This is a genomic window from Eubacterium sp. AF16-48, assembly GCF_003479405.1.
GTDB classification, from domain to species: Bacteria; Bacillota; Clostridia; order Lachnospirales; family Lachnospiraceae; genus Eubacterium_G; species Eubacterium_G segne.
On the sequence record NZ_QUHB01000002.1, the window covers coordinates 98788 to 117726 of the forward strand.

Sequence of the window (18939 nt, forward strand, 5' to 3'; positions counted from 1 at the left end):
CTGGACTGGATATGTACGGTATGGTTCTTTACTATTGTTGATATAATATTCTGCATGGCAGATATTAATTATATTACAAAATAAGAAGAAAAGAGGTTTTAAGGCAACATGGCAGAGATTAATTTAAGCAAGTATGGTATTACAGGTACCACAGAAATCGTGTACAACCCTTCTTATGAATTATTATTCGAAGAAGAAACAAAGCCGGAACTTGAAGGCTACGAAAAAGGACAGGAAAGTGAACTTGGTGCAGTTAACGTTATGACTGGTATTTACACAGGACGTTCACCTAAAGACAAATTTATCGTAGAAGATGAGAATTCAAAGGACACTGTATGGTGGACAACTGATGAATACAAGAATGACAATCATCCGGCTAGCAAGGAAGCTTGGGAAACAGTAAAGGATATTGCAATTAAAGAACTTTCAAATAAGAAGCTTTATGTTGTAGATGCTTTCTGTGGAGCAAACAAAGATACACGTATGGCAATTCGTTTTATCGTAGAAGTTGCTTGGCAGGCTCATTTCGTAACAAATATGTTCATTAAGCCAACAGCTGAAGAACTTAAGGACTTTGAACCTGATTTCGTTGTTTACAACGCATCAAAGGCAAAGGTTGAAAATTATAAAGAATTAGGACTTAACTCAGAAACAGCTGTAATGTTCAACATTACAAGCCGTGAGCAGGTTATTGTTAATACATGGTACGGTGGAGAAATGAAGAAAGGTATGTTCTCAATGATGAACTACTATCTTCCACTTAAGGGAATTGCTTCAATGCATTGTTCAGCTAACACAGACCTGAATGGTGAAAATACAGCAATCTTCTTTGGACTTTCAGGAACAGGTAAGACAACACTTTCAACAGATCCTAAACGTCTCCTTATTGGTGATGATGAACATGGTTGGGATGACAATGGTGTATTCAACTTTGAAGGTGGATGCTACGCTAAGGTTATCGACTTAGATAAGGATTCAGAACCTGACATTTATAATGCAATCAGACGTGATGCACTTCTTGAAAATGTAACACTTGATGAAAATGGAAAGATTGATTTTGCAGATAAGAGCGTAACAGAAAATACACGTGTATCTTATCCAATTAATCATATTGAAAATATTGTACGTCCTATTTCATCAGCACCTGCAGCAAAGAACGTAATCTTCTTATCAGCAGATGCTTTCGGAGTACTTCCTCCTGTATCAGTTCTTACACCTGAGCAGACACAGTACTACTTCTTATCAGGATTTACAGCAAAACTTGCAGGTACAGAACGTGGAATTACAGAACCTACACCTACATTCTCAGCATGTTTCGGACAGGCTTTCTTAGAGCTTCATCCTACAAAGTACGCTGAAGAATTAGTTAAGAAGATGGAAAAGAGTGGCGCTAAGGCATACTTAGTAAACACAGGATGGAACGGAACAGGAAAGAGAATCTCAATTAAAGATACAAGAGGAATTATCGATGCTATCTTAAATGGTGATATTTTAGATGCACCTACAAAGAAGATTCCTTACTTCAACTTTGAAGTTCCAACAGAACTTCCTGGAGTTGACCCTGCAATTCTTGATCCAAGAGATACTTATGCTGATGTTTCAGAATGGGAAGCTAAGGCTAAGGATTTAGCTGAAAGATTCAACAAGAACTTCGCTAAGTACGAAGGAAATGAAGTTGGTAAGGCTTTAGTTTTAGCAGGACCACAGATTTAATAAGAAATTATTGATATAAAAAGACAACCACGTTTGGGATTATCCATAAACGTGGTTGTTTTTGTGTATTTAAGACTATTTATAATGTTGCCATATAAAAATTAGATAATTACATGTTTTCACAAATGAAATCCGTTATTTTCCTTACAGATGTACTCATTGCTATGTTTTTGTTGGTTACTAAACATATTTCACGTTCAGGTAAAGGCTTTTCTAATTCAATAGGAAAAACTTTGCCGGCAGCAATAACCTCTTCTGCTAATTCCTTAGGATAAAAACCTATGCCCAGGTTGTGGATTACCATAGGAAGAATCTGATCTGTGGTGGCAACTTCCATGTCAGGGTTAAAGGGAATATTGTTACTTATATAGTATTTGTTATATAATTTATGAGTTCCTGTTCCTTCTGATAATGTGATAAGAGGAATTTCTGTTAAATCCTTTAGGTACTGTTTGTGAGCTGTAAGATATTTATATTTTGTGCCACAAATCAATATTTCCTCATATGTGGTAAGGGAAAACTGATTCATGGTCTTTTTTAACTTAAAGGGTGTTGTAACAACAGCAAAATCTATTAAATTAGCTTCTAATGAACGAATGGCATCAGGAGAAGAGTAGTTAAGTATACGGATACGCACATTAGGATATTCCTTGCGAAAAATTTCCAACTTGCTTAACAGTAAAAGCCTTAAGGCGTTTTCACTGGCACCAATGGTAATAATACCGTTTTCCAAGGTTCTATCCTGACGCAATTCTTCTTCGGCTAAAGAAAGCTGCTTGTATGCAATGGCAACATGCTTATATAATTTTTCGCCTTCAGGGGTAAGAACAATGCCACGGTTAGAACGGAGAAATAATGTACATTCTAATTCCTGCTCTAAATTGTTCATACATCTTGTAATATTAGGCTGGTTATTGTGAAGAATATCAGCAGCCTTTGTAAAACTTTTATATTTTGCCACAAAATAAAATATTCTGTAATAGTCATATGTAATCAAATTTTTGCCCTCCTAAAACACAAAAATATAGTTAATAAACAGTTAATATTGTGCTTATATTGTAATATTTGTGAAAAAAATGTCAATGTTTTCGTGAAAAATCGCTTTTTAGACACGAGCATAAAAAATAATATAGTAAAAAATGCCATAAAAATGTGACAATTGTACAAAAAACTCGTCAATATAACTTAATTCAAAACTATAATACAAAAATAATATAATGAATATATCAAATATGTATTTTACATATTACAAAACTTGGAAGTATAATACAAACATCGAAAAAATACATTAATAATTGTCTTAGAAAGGGGTGAAACTGTTGAATGACATCGTGGACAGATTGTTAGAAGAATTAAACTGCGATACAGTTTTTGAAATTCCAATCTTTGGCGGGATTCCAATTTATGAATCGGTTGTGGTAACCTGGATTATAATGGCTGTAGTATTTCTTTTATGTATTATTTTTGTAAGAAATCTTAAGGTTGAAAATCCTGGTAAAAAACAATTGGTTCTGGAGACAGCAGTTCAGGGACTGTATAATTTCTTCAAGGACACAATAGGGGAGCATGGAACTGCATACATACCATATCTTATGGCAGTTGCACTTTACATAGGTATTGCAAACCTGATTGGTCTGTTAGGTTTTAAACCACCAACAAAGGATATGAATGTTACGGTAGCTTTAGCAGTTATGAGCATCGTATTAATTGAAGTATCCGGAATAAGACAAAAGGGTACTAAGGGCTGGCTGAAAAGTTTTGCAGAGCCTATGCCAATTGTATTACCAATAAACATTTTAGAGGTTTTCATTAAACCGTTGTCATTGTGTATGCGATTGTTTGGTAACGTACTTGGATCTTTTGTAATTATGGAATTGATAAAAATTATAATTCCTCCGGTTTTACCGGCAATATTCAGTTGTTATTTTGATATTTTTGACGGATTAATACAGGCATATGTATTTGTATTTCTAACCGCATTGTTTATTAAAGAAGCCACTGAATAAATAATAAAAAATATAGATAAGAAAGAAAAGGAGAAATCAATATGTCAACATCATTATTAGTAGCAATAGGAGCAGGAGTAGCAGTATTAACAGGTATTGGAGCAGGTATTGGAATTGGTAAGGCAACAGCATCAGCATGTGATGCAATTGCAAGACAGCCGGAAGCAGAAGGAAAAATCAGTAAGTCGCTTCTTTTAGGATGTGCACTTGCAGAAGCAACAGCTATTTATGGTTTCGTAATTGCATTGTTAATAATCCTTCTTTTAAAATAATAAAGCAGAAAGGCAGGAAAGCATATGCTTAGTTTAAATGCATGGAACATTATATGGATAGTTGTCAATCTGTTAGTTTTGTACCTTATATTTAAAAAATTCCTTTTTCAGCCTGTGTTAAATGTAATTAAAGCAAGAGAAGATTTAATTAATGAACAGTTAGAGAATGCTAAAAAAACTAACGAAGATGCATGGGAGAAGAAAAAGAACTATGAGGAACAGTTAAGTCTTGCAAAGGGTGAAGCAGATAAGATTATCATGGAGGCAAGAGAACGTGCTGAAAGTGAAAAGGTTAAAACTATGGAAAAAACCAGAAAAGAAGCACAAACCATGATGGATAGGGCAAAAGCCGATATTGCAAGAGAGGAAGAAAGTGCCAGAAGGGCAGCTCAGGCTGATATTGCCAGACTTGCTATGGTAGCAGCAGAAAAAATTATAAAATCAGGTGATGAGAGTGACAAGAGAATCAGTAAATAATGCAAAGGTATTATACCGTTTATCTTTTGACAGAAGTGAAGTAGAAAGGGCACAGGAGATTTACTTTTTGAGTTCTAAGTTACAGCAGGTTATGAATAACCCAACCATACCTTATGAAAAAAAGGCGGATATACTGGAAAAGATTTTTTCTAAGGCTGGTATTTCAGAGAAACTTGTAAAGTTTTTTCAGGTTATGTGTAAGCATAATGAAAGCTGTGAAATGAAAGATATTTTTAAAGAGTATTATCGATATAGCGATAAAATGAAAAAAATAATAAGAGCACAATTCTTTTGTACCTCATCAGCTACTGCAAAGGAAGAGGAGAAGGCAAAAGAATTACTTTCAGAGAAGTATAGCGGCTACACCATAGATTGGGAAAAAACAGTTGATGATACTTTGCTTGGCGGTTACATAGTAAAAGTTGGAAATATAGAATATGACAAAAGCTATAGAAACCGTTTAAGACAGCTGGAAGAAAAATTAACCGGGAGGTGAAATAAGTGAGTGCGATTAGTGCAACAGATATAATCTCTATTATACAAAGTGAAATCGAAGGTTTTGATTTCAACGAAAATGGCGAAAAAGAAACAGGAACCGTTATATGGGTAGGCGATGGTATTGCAACCATATATGGAATCGAACATGCCATGTATGGTGAGATTGTTGTTTTTGATAATGGAGTAAAAGGAATGGTTCAGGATATCCGTCAAAATGAAATCGGATGTATTTTGTTTGGACGTGATACGGGAATCAAAGAAGGAACTAAGGTAGTAAGAACAAAGAAAAAAGCCGGAGTTCCGGCAGGAAAAGGTTTTATAGGCAGAGTTGTAAATGCATTGGGAGAACCTATTGACGGAAAAGGAAACATAGAAGAAGAGGCATACATGCCGGTGGAAAATGAAGCTCCCGGCATTGTAGAGCGTAAATCAGTAGATACACCAATGGAAACAGGAATTTTGTCCATTGACTCAATGTTCCCTATTGGACGTGGTCAGAGAGAGTTGATTATCGGTGACAGACAGACAGGAAAGACATCCATTGCCACAGATACCATAATCAATCAGAAGGGCAAGGATGTTATATGTATATATGTTGCCATTGGACAGAAGGCATCAACTGTAGCAAAGATAGTTTCAACGTTAGAAACTCATGGGGCAATGGATTATTCCATAGTAATGTTATCTACAGCCAGTGATGCAGCATCATTACAGTACATAGCACCATATGCAGGTACAGCCATGGCAGAGTATTTTATGCATCAGGGAAAAGACGTACTTATTGTATACGATGATTTATCAAAGCATGCGGTAGCATACAGAGCCATATCATTATTGTTAGAGCGTTCACCGGGACGTGAGGCATATCCGGGAGACGTATTCTACCTTCATTCAAGATTGTTGGAGCGTTCAAGTAAGTTAAGTGATGAATTAGGTGGCGGTTCCATAACAGCCCTTCCTATTATTGAAACTCAGGCAGGAGATGTGTCAGCATATATTCCTACAAACGTCATTTCAATTACTGATGGTCAGATATTCCTTGAAAGCAACTTATTCTTCTCAGGTATGAGACCGGCAGTAAACGTTGGTCTTTCCGTATCCCGTGTAGGTGGTGCGGCACAGACTAAGGCAATGAAGAAAGCAGCAGGAAGCGTAAGAATTGATTTGGCACAGTATAGGGAAATGGAAGTGTTTACCCAGTTTTCATCAGATTTGGACGAAACTACAAAGAAACAGCTTAATCACGGAAAAGCTCTTATGGAATTATTGAAGCAGAAGCTGTGTAAGCCTTATTCATTACATGAAAAGGTTCTTATACTGCATATGGCAAATAATGGAGTTTTTGATGATATTCCAACTGATGAAGTTAAGTCATATTGCGGAGAAGTATTAAATTATATTGATTTGAAGCATCCGGAAATTTCAGAGGAAATAGAGACCAAAAAAGATTTATCAGATGAATTGTCAAAGGCAATATTAGCAGCAGCTGATGAATATAAGGCTACTAAGTAATTGATGGATTTTTGAAGTAAGAGAGGTCAGAAATGGCAAACACAAAGGAAATTCAGGAGAGAATGGCGAGTATCAATGATACACTTAAAATAACAAATGCAATGTATATGATTTCCTCGTCAAAGTTAAAAAAATCAAAGAAAATGCTGGAAGATACGGAACCTTATTTTTACGCGTTACAGTCTCAGATGGGGCGAATTTTAAGACATGTTCCGGATATGGAAAGCATATTTTTTAGAACAAGTGAAAAAAGTCCTGAAGAAAAGAGAGCCGGGTACATTGTTATTACGGCGGATAAAGGACTTGCAGGTTCATACAATCATAACATATTAAAAATTGCAGAAGAACATCTGAAAAGTCAGAAGAAGCACAAGCTTTTTGTACTGGGAGAGGTAGGAAGGCATTATTTTGAAAAAAGAGGATGCCATATTGATAAGCAGTTTCATTACACAGTTCAGAATCCTACCTTAAACAGGGCAAGAAACATTACGGAGGAATTACTTCTTTCATATATAAAGGGTGAACTTGATGAAATATATATTATATATACAAAGATGGTTAGTCCCATAAAGGAAGAGGCGGAGCTTTTACAGTTACTTCCTCTTAAAAAAGCAGACTTTCAGGTTCAGATTCCGGCAGGAATACCTATAGAGCAGGTATCCTTCAGACCATCGCCGGAGGAGGTTATGAACAGAATTGTTCCAAGATATATTGAAGGTTTTGTATATGGTGCTTTAGTTGAAAGTTATTCCTGCGAACAAAATGCAAGAATGATGGCTATGGAAGCTGCAACTAAAAGTGCTAAAGATATGTTGCATGAATTAAGTATTTTATACAATCGTGCAAGACAGGCTGCCATTACTCAGGAAATTACCGAGGTAATAGCAGGTGCAAAGTCTCAGAAAAAGAAAAAGTAGCATAATACATAGAATTTATCTACAGTTAAGATTCATAAAATGGAGGAACATTTTATATGGAAACAGGAAAAATAGTACAGGTTTTAGGTCCTGTTGTGGATGTTGTCTTTGAAAACGGAAAGCTTCCGGCAATTAAAGATGCATTAGAAGTACAAAACGGTGACAAAAAATGTGTTATGGAAGTGGCACAGCATATAGGAAATGATGTTGTACGTTGTGTAATGTTAGCGTCAAGTGAAGGACTTTCAAGAGACATGGAAGTAGTGGCAACGGGAAGTGGTATAAAGACACCTGTTGGTGAAAAAACATTAGGTCGTCTCTTTAACGTATTAGGAGAGGCAATAGATGGTGGCGAGCAGCCTGACAGTGAAGAAAAATGGGTAATTCACAGAGAAGCACCTAGCTTTGAAGAACAAAATCCTGCACAGGAAATATTAGAGACAGGAATTAAGGTTATTGATTTGTTAGCACCATATGCAAAAGGTGGTAAAATCGGTTTGTTCGGTGGTGCCGGTGTTGGTAAGACAGTGCTTATTCAGGAACTTATCAGCAACGTAGCAACTGAGCATGGCGGATATTCCATATTCACAGGTGTTGGAGAAAGATCCCGTGAAGGTAATGATTTGTGGACAGAAATGAAAGAGTCAGGGGTTCTGGAAAAAACAGCCTTAGTGTTCGGACAGATGAACGAGCCACCTGGAGCACGTATGCGTGTTGCTGAAACAGGACTTACAATGGCAGAATATTTTAGAGATGTGGAACATCAGAATGTATTATTGTTTATAGATAATATTTTCAGATTTACCCAGGCGGGTTCAGAGGTATCAGCCCTTTTAGGACGTATGCCGTCAGCGGTAGGTTATCAGCCAACCCTTGCCAATGAAATGGGTGAACTTCAGGAAAGAATTGCCTCTACAAAGAATGGTTCAATTACATCAGTACAGGCAGTATATGTGCCGGCTGATGACTTAACTGACCCGGCACCTGCTACAACATTTGCCCATTTGGATGCTACAACAGTTTTATCAAGAAAGATTGTTGAACAGGGTATTTACCCGGCAGTTGATCCATTGGAGTCTACATCACGTATATTAGAGGAAGATATTGTTGGAAAAGAACATTATGATGTAGCACGTAAGGTTCAGGAAATTCTTCAGAAATACAAGGAATTACAGGATATTATCGCAATTCTTGGTATGGAAGAGTTATCAGAAGATGATAAAATGCTTGTATATAGAGCAAGAAAAATCCAGAAGTTTTTGTCACAGCCATTCCATGTGGCAGAAAACTTTACGGGGGTTAAAGGTGTATATGTTCCTCTTAGCGAGACAATAAAGGGCTTTAAGGCTATAATTGACGGCGAGATGGATGAATATCCTGAAAATGCATTCTTTAACGTAGGAACTATTGAAGATGTAAAGAAAAAAGCTGAAATTATGGCTGAATAATGTTACAAAATTGGCTTTTGATACTCACATCATAATACATTGTTTTCAAATGAAAACGGAATGGGGTAACATATGGCAACAAATACATTTAATTTAAATATAATTGCCGCAAACAGAGTGTTCTTTTCGGGAAAATGCTCATCGGTTATTGTGCCGGCACATGACGGTCAGGAAGAAATTATGGCACACCATGAAAATATGGTAAGTGCCGTGGAAAATGGAGTCCTGAAGTTCAAAAAAGACGGAGAAAAAGACTATGAAACAGTTGTAGTTGGTGCAGGCTTTGTTGAAACCATAAATAACCGAGTTACGGTTTTGGTGGAAACTGCAGAGAGGCCGGAAGAAATCGATAAGGTAAGGGCTGAGGAAGCAAAAGAAAGAGCTCAGGAGCAATTGAGACAGAAGCAGAGTATCCAGGAGTATTACCACTCCAGAGCATCTCTTGCAAGAGCAATGACAAGACTTAAGGCTACAAGCGGTAAATAATTTACGAATGAAATGATATAAAGAATTAATTTAGCAGTTGGAGTGTTAATGGTGAAATATCCATTAAATACCACAACTGCTTTTTTTATAAAAGTTGAAAATAACGTGGGAACACATTGAAAAAAGAAACAATTATAAAATTAGAAGCCTTTAATAAGAAAAAACAACATTATATAATTTATGTATATTATTATCATAAGAGAGGAGAGTTGTTATGAAGAATAGAATATTGGCTTATATAGTAATTATTGCCACGGTTTTTCAGATGTTTTCAGGGATATCCCATGACTTTAAAAGTATGAATGTAATGGCGGATGAAAATGAATTATCACAACCGAAAATGGTTGATGGTACATATCAGATTTCAAGTGCAAAGGAATTAATGTGGGCAAAAGAAAATCCCGGTAAGGACTATATACTTACTAGTGACATTGATTTATCAGGATATGAAAATTTTCAGGGAATTGGAACTGAAACAGAACCTTATTCAGGGGAATTTAATGGAAATGGACATTCTATAAAGATAGGAATTAACAGGACGGATTCAACGGAGAAAATAGAGAAAATAGGCCTGTTTAATTATGTTTCAGGAGAAATACATAATTTGGTTGTTACAGGAAGTATAAATGTTTCTGTGGCAGGTGGATATGTAGGAGGAATTTCAGCTGTACTATTAGGAGGATATATATATGACTGTACAACGGATGTAGCAATTAATGCCACAGGAACGAAAGAGGCGCTAAATGTAGGTGGAATAGCAGGAGGTGTGAAAAATGAACAAAAGGAAAGTACCATTGAAAATTCTGTGAATAATGGTGAGATAAATGTTAATGCCATGTCAGCCCAAAGAGGGGAAAATGATTATAACAACGGTACATCAGGAGCTGTTGGCGGAATAGTAGGGTTAGTGGTTGCTAAAAGTGGTGTTAAAGTAGCAAGAACCATTAATAATGGTGAGATTATTGTAAATGGTGGTAAGGACAATATAGGTGGAATTGTGGGACAAACTTCCGTTAATGAAAATTCTACATATGTTGATATAAGTTATTGTGCCAATAAAGGTAATATAGAGGTATATAAAACAGAAGGGGAAAGAGCAGCAGGAATTATAGGATATGTTAAGAGTGGAAAAATAAGATATTGTTATAATGTGGGAAATGTAGTGGAATACACTGATAATGGAAATACATTGGCAAGAAACGGATATGGAAATTATTTTGGAATATTTGGTTATGCAAACCTGTCGTCTTATAACAAGTTGTCTGTATTATATTGTTATAATGCCAGTGAGAAAAAACTTGAGGCAGAAATATGTGTAGTTAGAAATCCTTCTAATGGAGAATTTAAAAATTTCTATATGTCAGGCAGAAGTGAATATGAAACAGAATTAAATAGTAATGCAACAGCAGGTACAGCAGGAGAAACATTTCAAAATTCAACTGAATTGTATAATAAAATAACAGCTTATACTGAGGGTGCAAGTGCCTATAGGAAAAACAGTCAGGGGGGTTATCCGGTGCTTTATTTTGAAAAAAACGCTGTATATGAAAGCAATCCCACAGATAATGATACAGTAGATGTTAAGTTAGAAAATATGCCAAAATACATTGACGGAGTGGTTTCTGATAACATTTATAATTGTGGCCCGGGTATGGCAAGTGATGAAAATGGAACCACATCAGAGGATGCAAAGATGGTTGTAATAAAAGATACAAGTAGGAGCACTTTTGAGGATTATGTAGACAAGTTAGTGTGCAGAGGGTACGGGAAAACGAGCAAGAGAGAGATGGAAAACAATATGTATTATACTTTAACTAAAGCCGGACGTATATACTATATATATTATACTTATAGTAAAAATGAAGTAAGGGTAATATGCGATTATGCTTCAAATACATTGCTTTCAAACATCAGCACAAAACTGACAGGTGACAGTGAAACAGAAATGTATATGTATAGCATAGATTACACTAAAGGAGAATCAACTACCAGTGTAACGGATTACTGGCAGATAGATTGTGGTATGATGTTTATAATAAAGCTGGCAGATAACAGTCTGTTCTTAATTGACAGTGGACATGAAAGGCAGTCATCAAAGGAGGCAATGGCAGCTGAACTTAATTTTATGAGGAAAATAACAAATACCTCCGAAAATGATAAAGTTAAAATAAGAGGATGGTTTTTCTCACATGCTCATGGAGATCACGTTTTTGGGGCACATCAATTTGTAACAATGTATCATGACTACATCGATGTGGAAAGTGTGTTGTTTAATTTCCCGGCATATGGAGTTGTAGGTGGTTATGATGGGGGAACCTTTAAAATGAAAAAGGCATTTAACACATATTTTCCAAATGTTAATCATGTATCTCTTCATACAGGACAGAGGTTTTCAATGCAGGGGGTTAATTTTGACGTAATGTGTACTCATGAAGATTGGGTAGGTACTGATGGAAAAACCACTTTAGGCGGTGACATGAATACAGCATCCACAGTGCTTAAGATTACAATAAACGGAAAGAGTCTTATGTTGCTAGGGGATATTACAAAAAGTGACCAATTGGAAAAAATGTACGGAAATGAGCTAAAAAGTGATATGGTTCAGGTTGCCCATCATGGATATAACCGCCTTACATCTTTATATAAAGCCATTGGTGCAAAATATGCTATATGTCCTAATTCGGAAGAAAATGCAGGGCTTAATAGCGGTAACAAACAAAAATTGCAGGATATTTTAGATGCAGGTGCAACTAAAGCAATATTTGCAGGGGAATATACCTACAAAATAACAACAGATAACGGAATACAAATGAGTACCTATGATAATTATAGAAAAGAGCTGGGAATAGATTTTGATGCACCAGGAGGTAATTTAAGCGAAGTAAATGGGAAAAATGCCGTAATAGGAAGTGATAGTGATATTGAAAAGGGAAAAAAATTAAGAGATGAGTTAATAACAGTGTCTGTAAATGGTTCACCGGTATCATCAAAGAATGCAGGAAATGCCATAAGAACAGAAAATGCATATATGGCATTTGACGGTTCAACATCCACGAAATATTGTACGGAAACCATACCGGCAAATATAAAGTGGAAGACAACTAAACCGGTTTCCATAGATGAATATGTTTTATACACTGCAAATGACACACAAAATAATCCTGGAAGAAATCCCGTAAAATGGATATTAAAGGGTTCAAATGATGGAAAAAACTGGAATATAATTGATGCTGTGTCAGATGGAAATTTACCGGCTAAAAATTATACAGGAACTATTTTTAAATCAAAGAATCCGGGAAAGTATTGCTATTTCGCAATTTGCTTTTTGGAAATAAACAGTGGAAACATATTACAGTTATCAGAAATTGAACTAATAGAGAATCAGCAGCAAAACATATCAGATAAGGTTAATGTTCAGGGATTTCAGATTAGCAATGTATTAAAGGGAATTAGAACAGTATCCACCGTGGAGCCGCAAATAGACGGCATGGAAGTGACTGAATTTGGCAACGTTTACGGTGTAGATGAAAATGGTGTAAGTGAAGATGATATGTATGTTGGAAGTGAAAGTAAATATATTTCCACAGTGAAGGCGACAGAAAATGGAATTATTAATAAACAGTATTCATCATCTGAAACGGCTGTAAATTATGTTATGACAATGTGTGACAACGGAACAACAGTGGCTGCATATACAAGAAAGTATTATGTAAGAGCTTATGCAAAACTATCTGATGGTAGTTACCTTTATAGTAAAGTATATAGTTATTCCATATATGATGTGGCAAAAAAACTATATGATAATGCATTAATGTCTACATATGCAGGTCACAGGTATTTATATGAGGATATATTAACAGTTGTTGATAGTAATTACAAAGAAGTAAAGTATAATTGGGGAGGAACTATAGCAAGATAAATAACAAAAAAAGTGGTATAATGAAGTCATAAAAATTAAGGGAGATAAGTTATGACCGATATTAACACAGATACAATAAAAAACATGATTAACCTGGCAATAGAGCAGATAAAATATTCATACGCCCCTTACTCTGATTTTAAGGTAGGAGCGGTGCTCATGTCAAAAACAGGAAAGTTATACACGGGATGTAATATTGAAAATGCGGCATACACTCCTACAAACTGTGCTGAACGTACGGCATTTTTTAAAGCCATAAGTCAGGGAGAAAGGGAGTTTATGGGAATATGCATTGTTGGGGGAAAAGGAGGAAAAATAGAAGAGATGACAGCACCATGTGGCGTTTGCAGGCAGGTGATGATGGAATTTTGTAATCCTGAATCATTTGAAATAATATTGGCAGTTAATGAGAATAATTATAAAATATTCAAATTAAAGGAAATATTACCCTTGGGATTTGGCCCTGAGAATATAAGGAGGAAACAAAAATGAAGAGAGTGTTTTTAATTGTTTTAGACAGCTTTGGAATAGGGGAGGCACCGGATGCTGATAAATTCGGAGACGTAGGAGCCAATACTCTTAGAACCATAAGTGGCAGTCCTAAATTTAACTGCCCCAATATGACTAAACTTGGATTGTTTAATGTTGAAGGTACGGATTATAAGGAAGGCGTTGAAAATCCAATAGGAATGTATGGAAAAATGCAGGAAGAAAGCATGGGAAAGGATACTATTATTGGACACTGGGAATTAGCAGGACTTGTAAGTCATAAACCTATGCCAACTTTCCCACAGGGCTTTCCGGATAGTTTTGTAAAAGAATTTGAAAAGAAAACAGGAAGAAAATGCTTATGCAACAAGCCATATTCAGGAACGGAGGTAATAAAGGATTATGGTGAGGAGCATATGAAAACGGGAGCGTTGATTTTGTACACCAGTGCAGATAGTGTGTGTCAGATTGCAGCTAATGAGTCAATAGTTCCTGTAGAAGAATTATATGAATATTGCCGTATGGCAAGAGAAATGCTAACAGGAGATATGGCTGTGGGAAGAGTTATTGCAAGACCTTTTGATGGTACGAATAAGGATGATTTTAAACGTACCACCAGACGTCATGATTTTGCATTGTCTCCATTTGCGGATACAATGCTTGACAAGATAACTAATTCCGGAAAAGAAGTTATAAGCATTGGAAAAATTGTTGATATTTTTAATAACAGAGGAATAACTAAATTTTATCGCACCACAGGAAATCAGGAGGGAATGGAAAAAATCGCTCAGGTTGCAAAAGAAGATTTTAACGGCTTGTGTTTCCTTAATCTAGTTGACTTTGATATGCTGTATGGTCACAGAAGAAATATTGAAGGTTACGCTAATGCGGCAACGGAGTTTGACAGATTTTTAGGTGGATTTATGGAACAGTTAAGGGATGAGGATTTGCTGATAATTACAGCCGACCATGGCTGTGATCCGGCGTTTACAATGACTACGGATCACACAAGAGAATACGTTCCTTTGCTAATTTACAATAAAAATATTAAACCGAAAAATCTTGGAATAATAAAGGGATTTTCTTATGTTTCAAAGGTAGTATGTGAAAGTCTTAACATTTAAAAAAATAACACTGAAATAAAAATATTACACCTTATATAATCATAGTATCTGGTATAAGATAAAGCTATATTGAGGTAGCATAAAGGGCGGAATTTGAGTACAATATTTATTTTTTACAGGTCACATAAAAAGTGATTATTAGAGAAAAAAGGAGGAAGTACATAGCAGATTTAGTTGTGGAAAGATATTATGAGAAGGAGAGTTAAAAAAGGTGTAGCCATTATGCTGTCATTAACACTGGCAGTGGGATATCCTAATGTTTTTAGTAATGGAACAAATAATGTTAAGGCAGATGAAAACATAGGAAGTATTTCAGACAAAATTTCCGGAACATGGTCTTATGAGGCTAACGGACAGGAGATAGTTAAGACTAATGAAATGCTGACAAAGTATTTACCAACTATTGCAAATAAAGGCATAACACGTTTTACAACAGATAATTATGATAAAAACAACGCTGCACTTGATATAGGCGGATGGTCCACATCTATGCTTTGGAGTTATTTGAATCCAAGTGAAAACGGAAGAGGCAATGTCTTTGGAAACAGCACATATGCAATACCGTTGTCATATAAGGCAACATCCACGGGAATGTACGTTACAAAGCCAAGTACAATAAGGGTTGAAACTACATTGCTTATGAATCAGCCGGAAGATGGCTCATTGACGGATTTTGTTATTGGTTCGGGAAATGCAGATAAAAGTGAAGTTGATAAAGAGACGGAATGGTCTACAGATGTTATGTTAGGCTCCATGAAAATGACAATGGTTCAGGGAAGTCCTTTTGCGTTTATACAGACTGAAAATAAATCAAATGTTACTTTAACAAGAAAGAGGGTATCCCTTCCAAGTGGGGTATCATATTTTGATGGTTCAGACTTAAGTAGTTCAACAATGGTTGTACTTAGGGTTTTTGATAATCAGGATGATGCTACAGGGTACAGCAATTATGATTACTATGCATTGTATTTGCCAAAGGGAGCGAAGTTAAGCCAGAGTGGTACTGACAATGTTAATGGTATCGGACAGCTTAACGTGGAATTCCCAAGTACGGACAGGTCATATTGTTCATTTGCATGGCTTTGTGAAAGTAAAGGACAAAATGATGGAGAAGCAGAAAAAATAGCCAAATTATATGAAAAGTATGCATACAATTTTGTAACTGATACTGAAACAAGCTATTCTTATAATGATAAAACATCTACATTAACTACTAATTACAAATACACATTAGATAAAAAAGAAGAAAGCACGGCAGATGGAACGGTAATGGGTATACTTCCTCATCAGTACAAAAATATGACAGGTTATACATATTTAGATAATGAGGCAAGAACCATAAGGGGTAATATGAAATATTTAGTAGGAGACAGTTACTCTACTAATTTAAAATATTCAGGAATATTACCCTCAATGCCTTCTATTTATACATCAGACCATGATGAGTTAGCAGGCTATGTAAAAGATTTTATGGAAGAGTACGGTCCTACAGATACAAAGGTTACTAAAGAAGAATATGGCGAGAATACCTATGACACAGGAAAGAAAATGAATCGTGCCATTCAGGTAATGGAGGCAGCAGAGGAATGCGGAGATACTGACAGTGCCAATAAGCTTTTAAAGGGATTAGAGGCAGAATTGTCAGATTGGTTCACATATTCAGGAGAAGATGATACTAAGTATTTCTACTATGACAGTGATGTTGGAAGTTTGTTGGGATTCCCACAGGCATATTATACAGTTGACGGTTTAACGGATCATCATTTTCATTATGGATATTTTATACAGGCAGCAGCACAGGTTACATTAAGAGATCCGGACTTTGCGAAGAAATACGGAAATGTAATTGATGAACTAATTGGTGATATTGCAACGGAAACGAAAAATTCACCAACTGCAAGGTATCCTTTCCTGAGACAGTTTTCCACATGGGAAGGTCATTCATGGGCATCAGGACATGCTAATTTTGCAGATGGAAACAACCAGGAGTCCAGTTCAGAAGCAATTAATGCATGGGCAGCACTTATTTTATATGGTGAGGCAACCCATAATGACAAACTTACAAAAGAAGGAATTTATTTATATCAGACAGAAATTTCAGCAGTAAACAGTTATTGGTTTGATATAGATGGTGATGTACTTGATGATGCATATAAGCAGACTTCAGCAGGTGATTCATCCCTTCCAAAGTATATCCAGGCATCAATGGTTTGGGGTGGAAAATACACATATGCAGCATGGTGGACAGCTGAGCCGTTGCAGATTCAGGGAATAAATATTTTGCCTATGACATCAGCGTCCTTCTATTATGCAGCAAACACGGATTACATAAAGAATAACTGGAAAACAGCTAACATTAATGAATCATCATTTGTTGGTGATGATAAAAATACAAAACGTTGGAATGAAATATGGAGTGAATATCTTGCCATAGCAGACCCGTCAGCAGCAATGGATTACTTTGATGTGGATTGTGATCCGGAGGCAGGGGAATCAAAGGCTCATGCATTCCATTATATAAATGCACTGGATAAAGCAGGAACACCTGATTTATCCATAACAAGTGATAACCCTCTTAGTTGTGCATTTAAAAACAGCGACGGTGAGATAACATATGTTACATATAATGCAGATGATACTACAAAAACAGTAACATTTTCAGATGGAACAACAGTAGAAGCACCACCTAAAAAGATGACTACCGTTTCTGACTCTGCAGGTGAGGTGTCAGGTAAGGCAACATATACAATTGAACACTATTTGCAAAAGGCTGATGGAACATACACGTTATTCAATGCAGAGAAAAAGTCAGCGAAGATAGGAAAGGAAGTTACAGCTGTGGAACAGAAGTATTCAGGTTATACACTGGATAAAAATGCTGAAGGAACGGTTTTATCAGGAGTAGTTGACAAAGACGGAGGATTGGTATTAAGACTTTATTACAATATTTCACAGGAAAGACCGACAATGCCTGCAGAAGATGAAAACAAGTATACAAAGCTTGGCACCAGCAATGGAATTGATATATACTATTATGTGTTAAGAAATGACTTTGGCGCAGCAATAAAGCTTCTTGATGCAGGAAAGACATTTTATGTAGAGTATTCCGGTGAATACAATTCAGGAAATACAAAAGCCTGGGTTAATAAGACAGAAAGAAATGACTATGTTTTAACCGGTGTATGTAAGTTTGATCCTTCAACTCTTACAGAAAATACATATAATACAGTTAAACTTTCCAGTGGAGATAAGGGTGTATATATCGTAATAAAATATGGTTCACCTACTACAGCACCGGACTTGTCTGATTATGACGGCGAAATAGAGACGGCAGACCCTAATATTCCATCGGACATTGCAGGTTTTGTTGTAGGAACCACAGGAAATAATAATGTGAACATATCCTTTAGGGACACAGAGGAACAGCAGGCTAAGGGACAGACATACAATGTTTATATAAATGGTACGAAGGTTCTTGAAAACATAAAAGCCGGAAGTTACACAATTGATAAGGTTACGGCAGGCAAAGTGACAGTTAAAATAACGGCTGTATTAAATAATACAGAGTCTGCAGGTATATCAAAGACAATAAAGGTGTCAGGAGAATCTTACGAGAAAACAACAGAACCTGTAACGGATAAGCCGACGGAGAAATCAACGGAGCCTGTAACGGACATGCCGATAATTGAACCGACCTCCGGTGATGTTGCAAAGCCAACAACAAAGGCTTCAAATGACACAAAAAAATCTGTTAAAAATACAAAGGTTACGTTAGCAAAACGGGTAACGAAGAAAAAAGTGAAAATTTTACTGAAGAAGGTAAAAGCTGCAACAGGATATCAGGTGAAATATTCATCAACAAAGAAATTTAAAAAGGGAACAGTAAAAACCAAATATGTTAAGAAAACCAGGTTTGTTCTTAAGGTATTTAAGTCAAATAAGAAGTATTATGTAAAGGCAAGAGCTTATAAGAGCATAAAGGGTATAAAATATTTTGGAAAGTGGAGTAAAGTAAAAACGGTAAAAGTTAAAAAGTAGTAATTTCATCATATTGAAACTGTCATGTTGATAAATAAAA

Annotated in this window: 14 protein-coding genes; 13 read left to right on the forward strand and 1 reads right to left on the reverse strand. The window is 36.0% G+C overall.

Annotated elements, in window-relative coordinates; translation table 11 throughout:
• The first annotated feature begins 108 nt into the window (after window positions 1–108).
• Window positions 109–1713 carry a phosphoenolpyruvate carboxykinase (ATP) gene (gene pckA, locus DWW68_RS02755; protein ID WP_118588784.1) on the forward strand — a complete coding sequence of 535 codons (1605 nt, stop codon included), beginning with the start codon at window positions 109–111 and terminating at the stop codon, window positions 1711–1713.
• A 109-nt stretch (window positions 1714–1822) separates the two neighbouring features.
• Here pckA and DWW68_RS02760 read toward each other — a convergent pair whose 3' ends face one another.
• The gene (locus DWW68_RS02760; protein ID WP_118588785.1) at window positions 1823–2710 is read right to left on the reverse strand and encodes a LysR family transcriptional regulator; all 888 of its coding nucleotides are present in this window, start codon (window positions 2708–2710) and stop codon (window positions 1823–1825) included.
• Window positions 2711–3023: 313 nt separating this feature from the next.
• Between DWW68_RS02760 and DWW68_RS02765 the strand changes: the two genes are divergently transcribed.
• From DWW68_RS02765 to DWW68_RS02820, 12 genes are all read left to right on the forward strand, one after another.
• Complete coding sequence (locus DWW68_RS02765) at window positions 3024–3719, forward strand: F0F1 ATP synthase subunit A (RefSeq protein ID WP_347497858.1); 696 nt, start codon at window positions 3024–3026, stop codon at window positions 3717–3719.
• A 41-nt stretch (window positions 3720–3760) separates the two neighbouring features.
• Window positions 3761–3991, forward strand: a complete 231-nt coding sequence (gene atpE, locus DWW68_RS02770; RefSeq protein ID WP_021952726.1) for an ATP synthase F0 subunit C — start codon at window positions 3761–3763, stop codon at window positions 3989–3991.
• A 24-nt stretch (window positions 3992–4015) separates the two neighbouring features.
• Entirely contained in the window at window positions 4016–4468 is a 453-nt protein-coding gene (gene atpF, locus DWW68_RS02775) for a F0F1 ATP synthase subunit B (protein WP_118588787.1), read from the forward strand.
• Window positions 4446–4964: an ATP synthase F1 subunit delta gene (gene atpH, locus DWW68_RS02780; RefSeq protein WP_158576790.1), complete on the forward strand. Its 519-nt coding sequence runs from the start codon at window positions 4446–4448 to the stop codon at window positions 4962–4964. Before atpF ends, atpH begins: the two co-directional genes overlap by 23 nt.
• Before the next feature lie 5 nt (window positions 4965–4969).
• Entirely contained in the window at window positions 4970–6478 is a 1509-nt protein-coding gene (gene atpA, locus DWW68_RS02785) for a F0F1 ATP synthase subunit alpha (RefSeq protein WP_118588789.1), read from the forward strand.
• 32 nt (window positions 6479–6510) lie between these two features.
• Window positions 6511–7395 carry an ATP synthase F1 subunit gamma gene (atpG, locus tag DWW68_RS02790; RefSeq protein WP_118588790.1) on the forward strand — a complete coding sequence of 295 codons (885 nt, stop codon included), beginning with the start codon at window positions 6511–6513 and terminating at the stop codon, window positions 7393–7395.
• 56 nt (window positions 7396–7451) lie between these two features.
• Complete coding sequence (gene atpD, locus DWW68_RS02795; protein ID WP_118588791.1) at window positions 7452–8843, forward strand: F0F1 ATP synthase subunit beta; 1392 nt, start codon at window positions 7452–7454, stop codon at window positions 8841–8843.
• Between the two features lie 72 nt (window positions 8844–8915).
• Complete coding sequence (gene atpC, locus DWW68_RS02800) at window positions 8916–9329, forward strand: ATP synthase F1 subunit epsilon (RefSeq protein WP_021952720.1); 414 nt, start codon at window positions 8916–8918, stop codon at window positions 9327–9329.
• A 214-nt stretch (window positions 9330–9543) separates the two neighbouring features.
• Complete coding sequence (locus DWW68_RS02805; RefSeq protein WP_118588792.1) at window positions 9544–13248, forward strand: hypothetical protein; 3705 nt, start codon at window positions 9544–9546, stop codon at window positions 13246–13248.
• A 51-nt stretch (window positions 13249–13299) separates the two neighbouring features.
• Complete coding sequence (gene cdd, locus DWW68_RS02810; protein WP_118588793.1) at window positions 13300–13740, forward strand: cytidine deaminase; 441 nt, start codon at window positions 13300–13302, stop codon at window positions 13738–13740.
• The gene (locus DWW68_RS02815) at window positions 13737–14861 is read left to right on the forward strand and encodes a phosphopentomutase (protein ID WP_118588794.1); all 1125 of its coding nucleotides are present in this window, start codon (window positions 13737–13739) and stop codon (window positions 14859–14861) included. Before cdd ends, DWW68_RS02815 begins: the two co-directional genes overlap by 4 nt.
• A gap of 189 nt (window positions 14862–15050) precedes the next feature.
• A complete protein-coding gene (locus tag DWW68_RS02820; RefSeq protein WP_118588795.1) occupies window positions 15051–18899 on the forward strand; it encodes a glycosyl hydrolase in 3849 nt (1282 codons plus the stop codon).
• Window positions 18900–18939 lie beyond the last annotated feature (40 nt).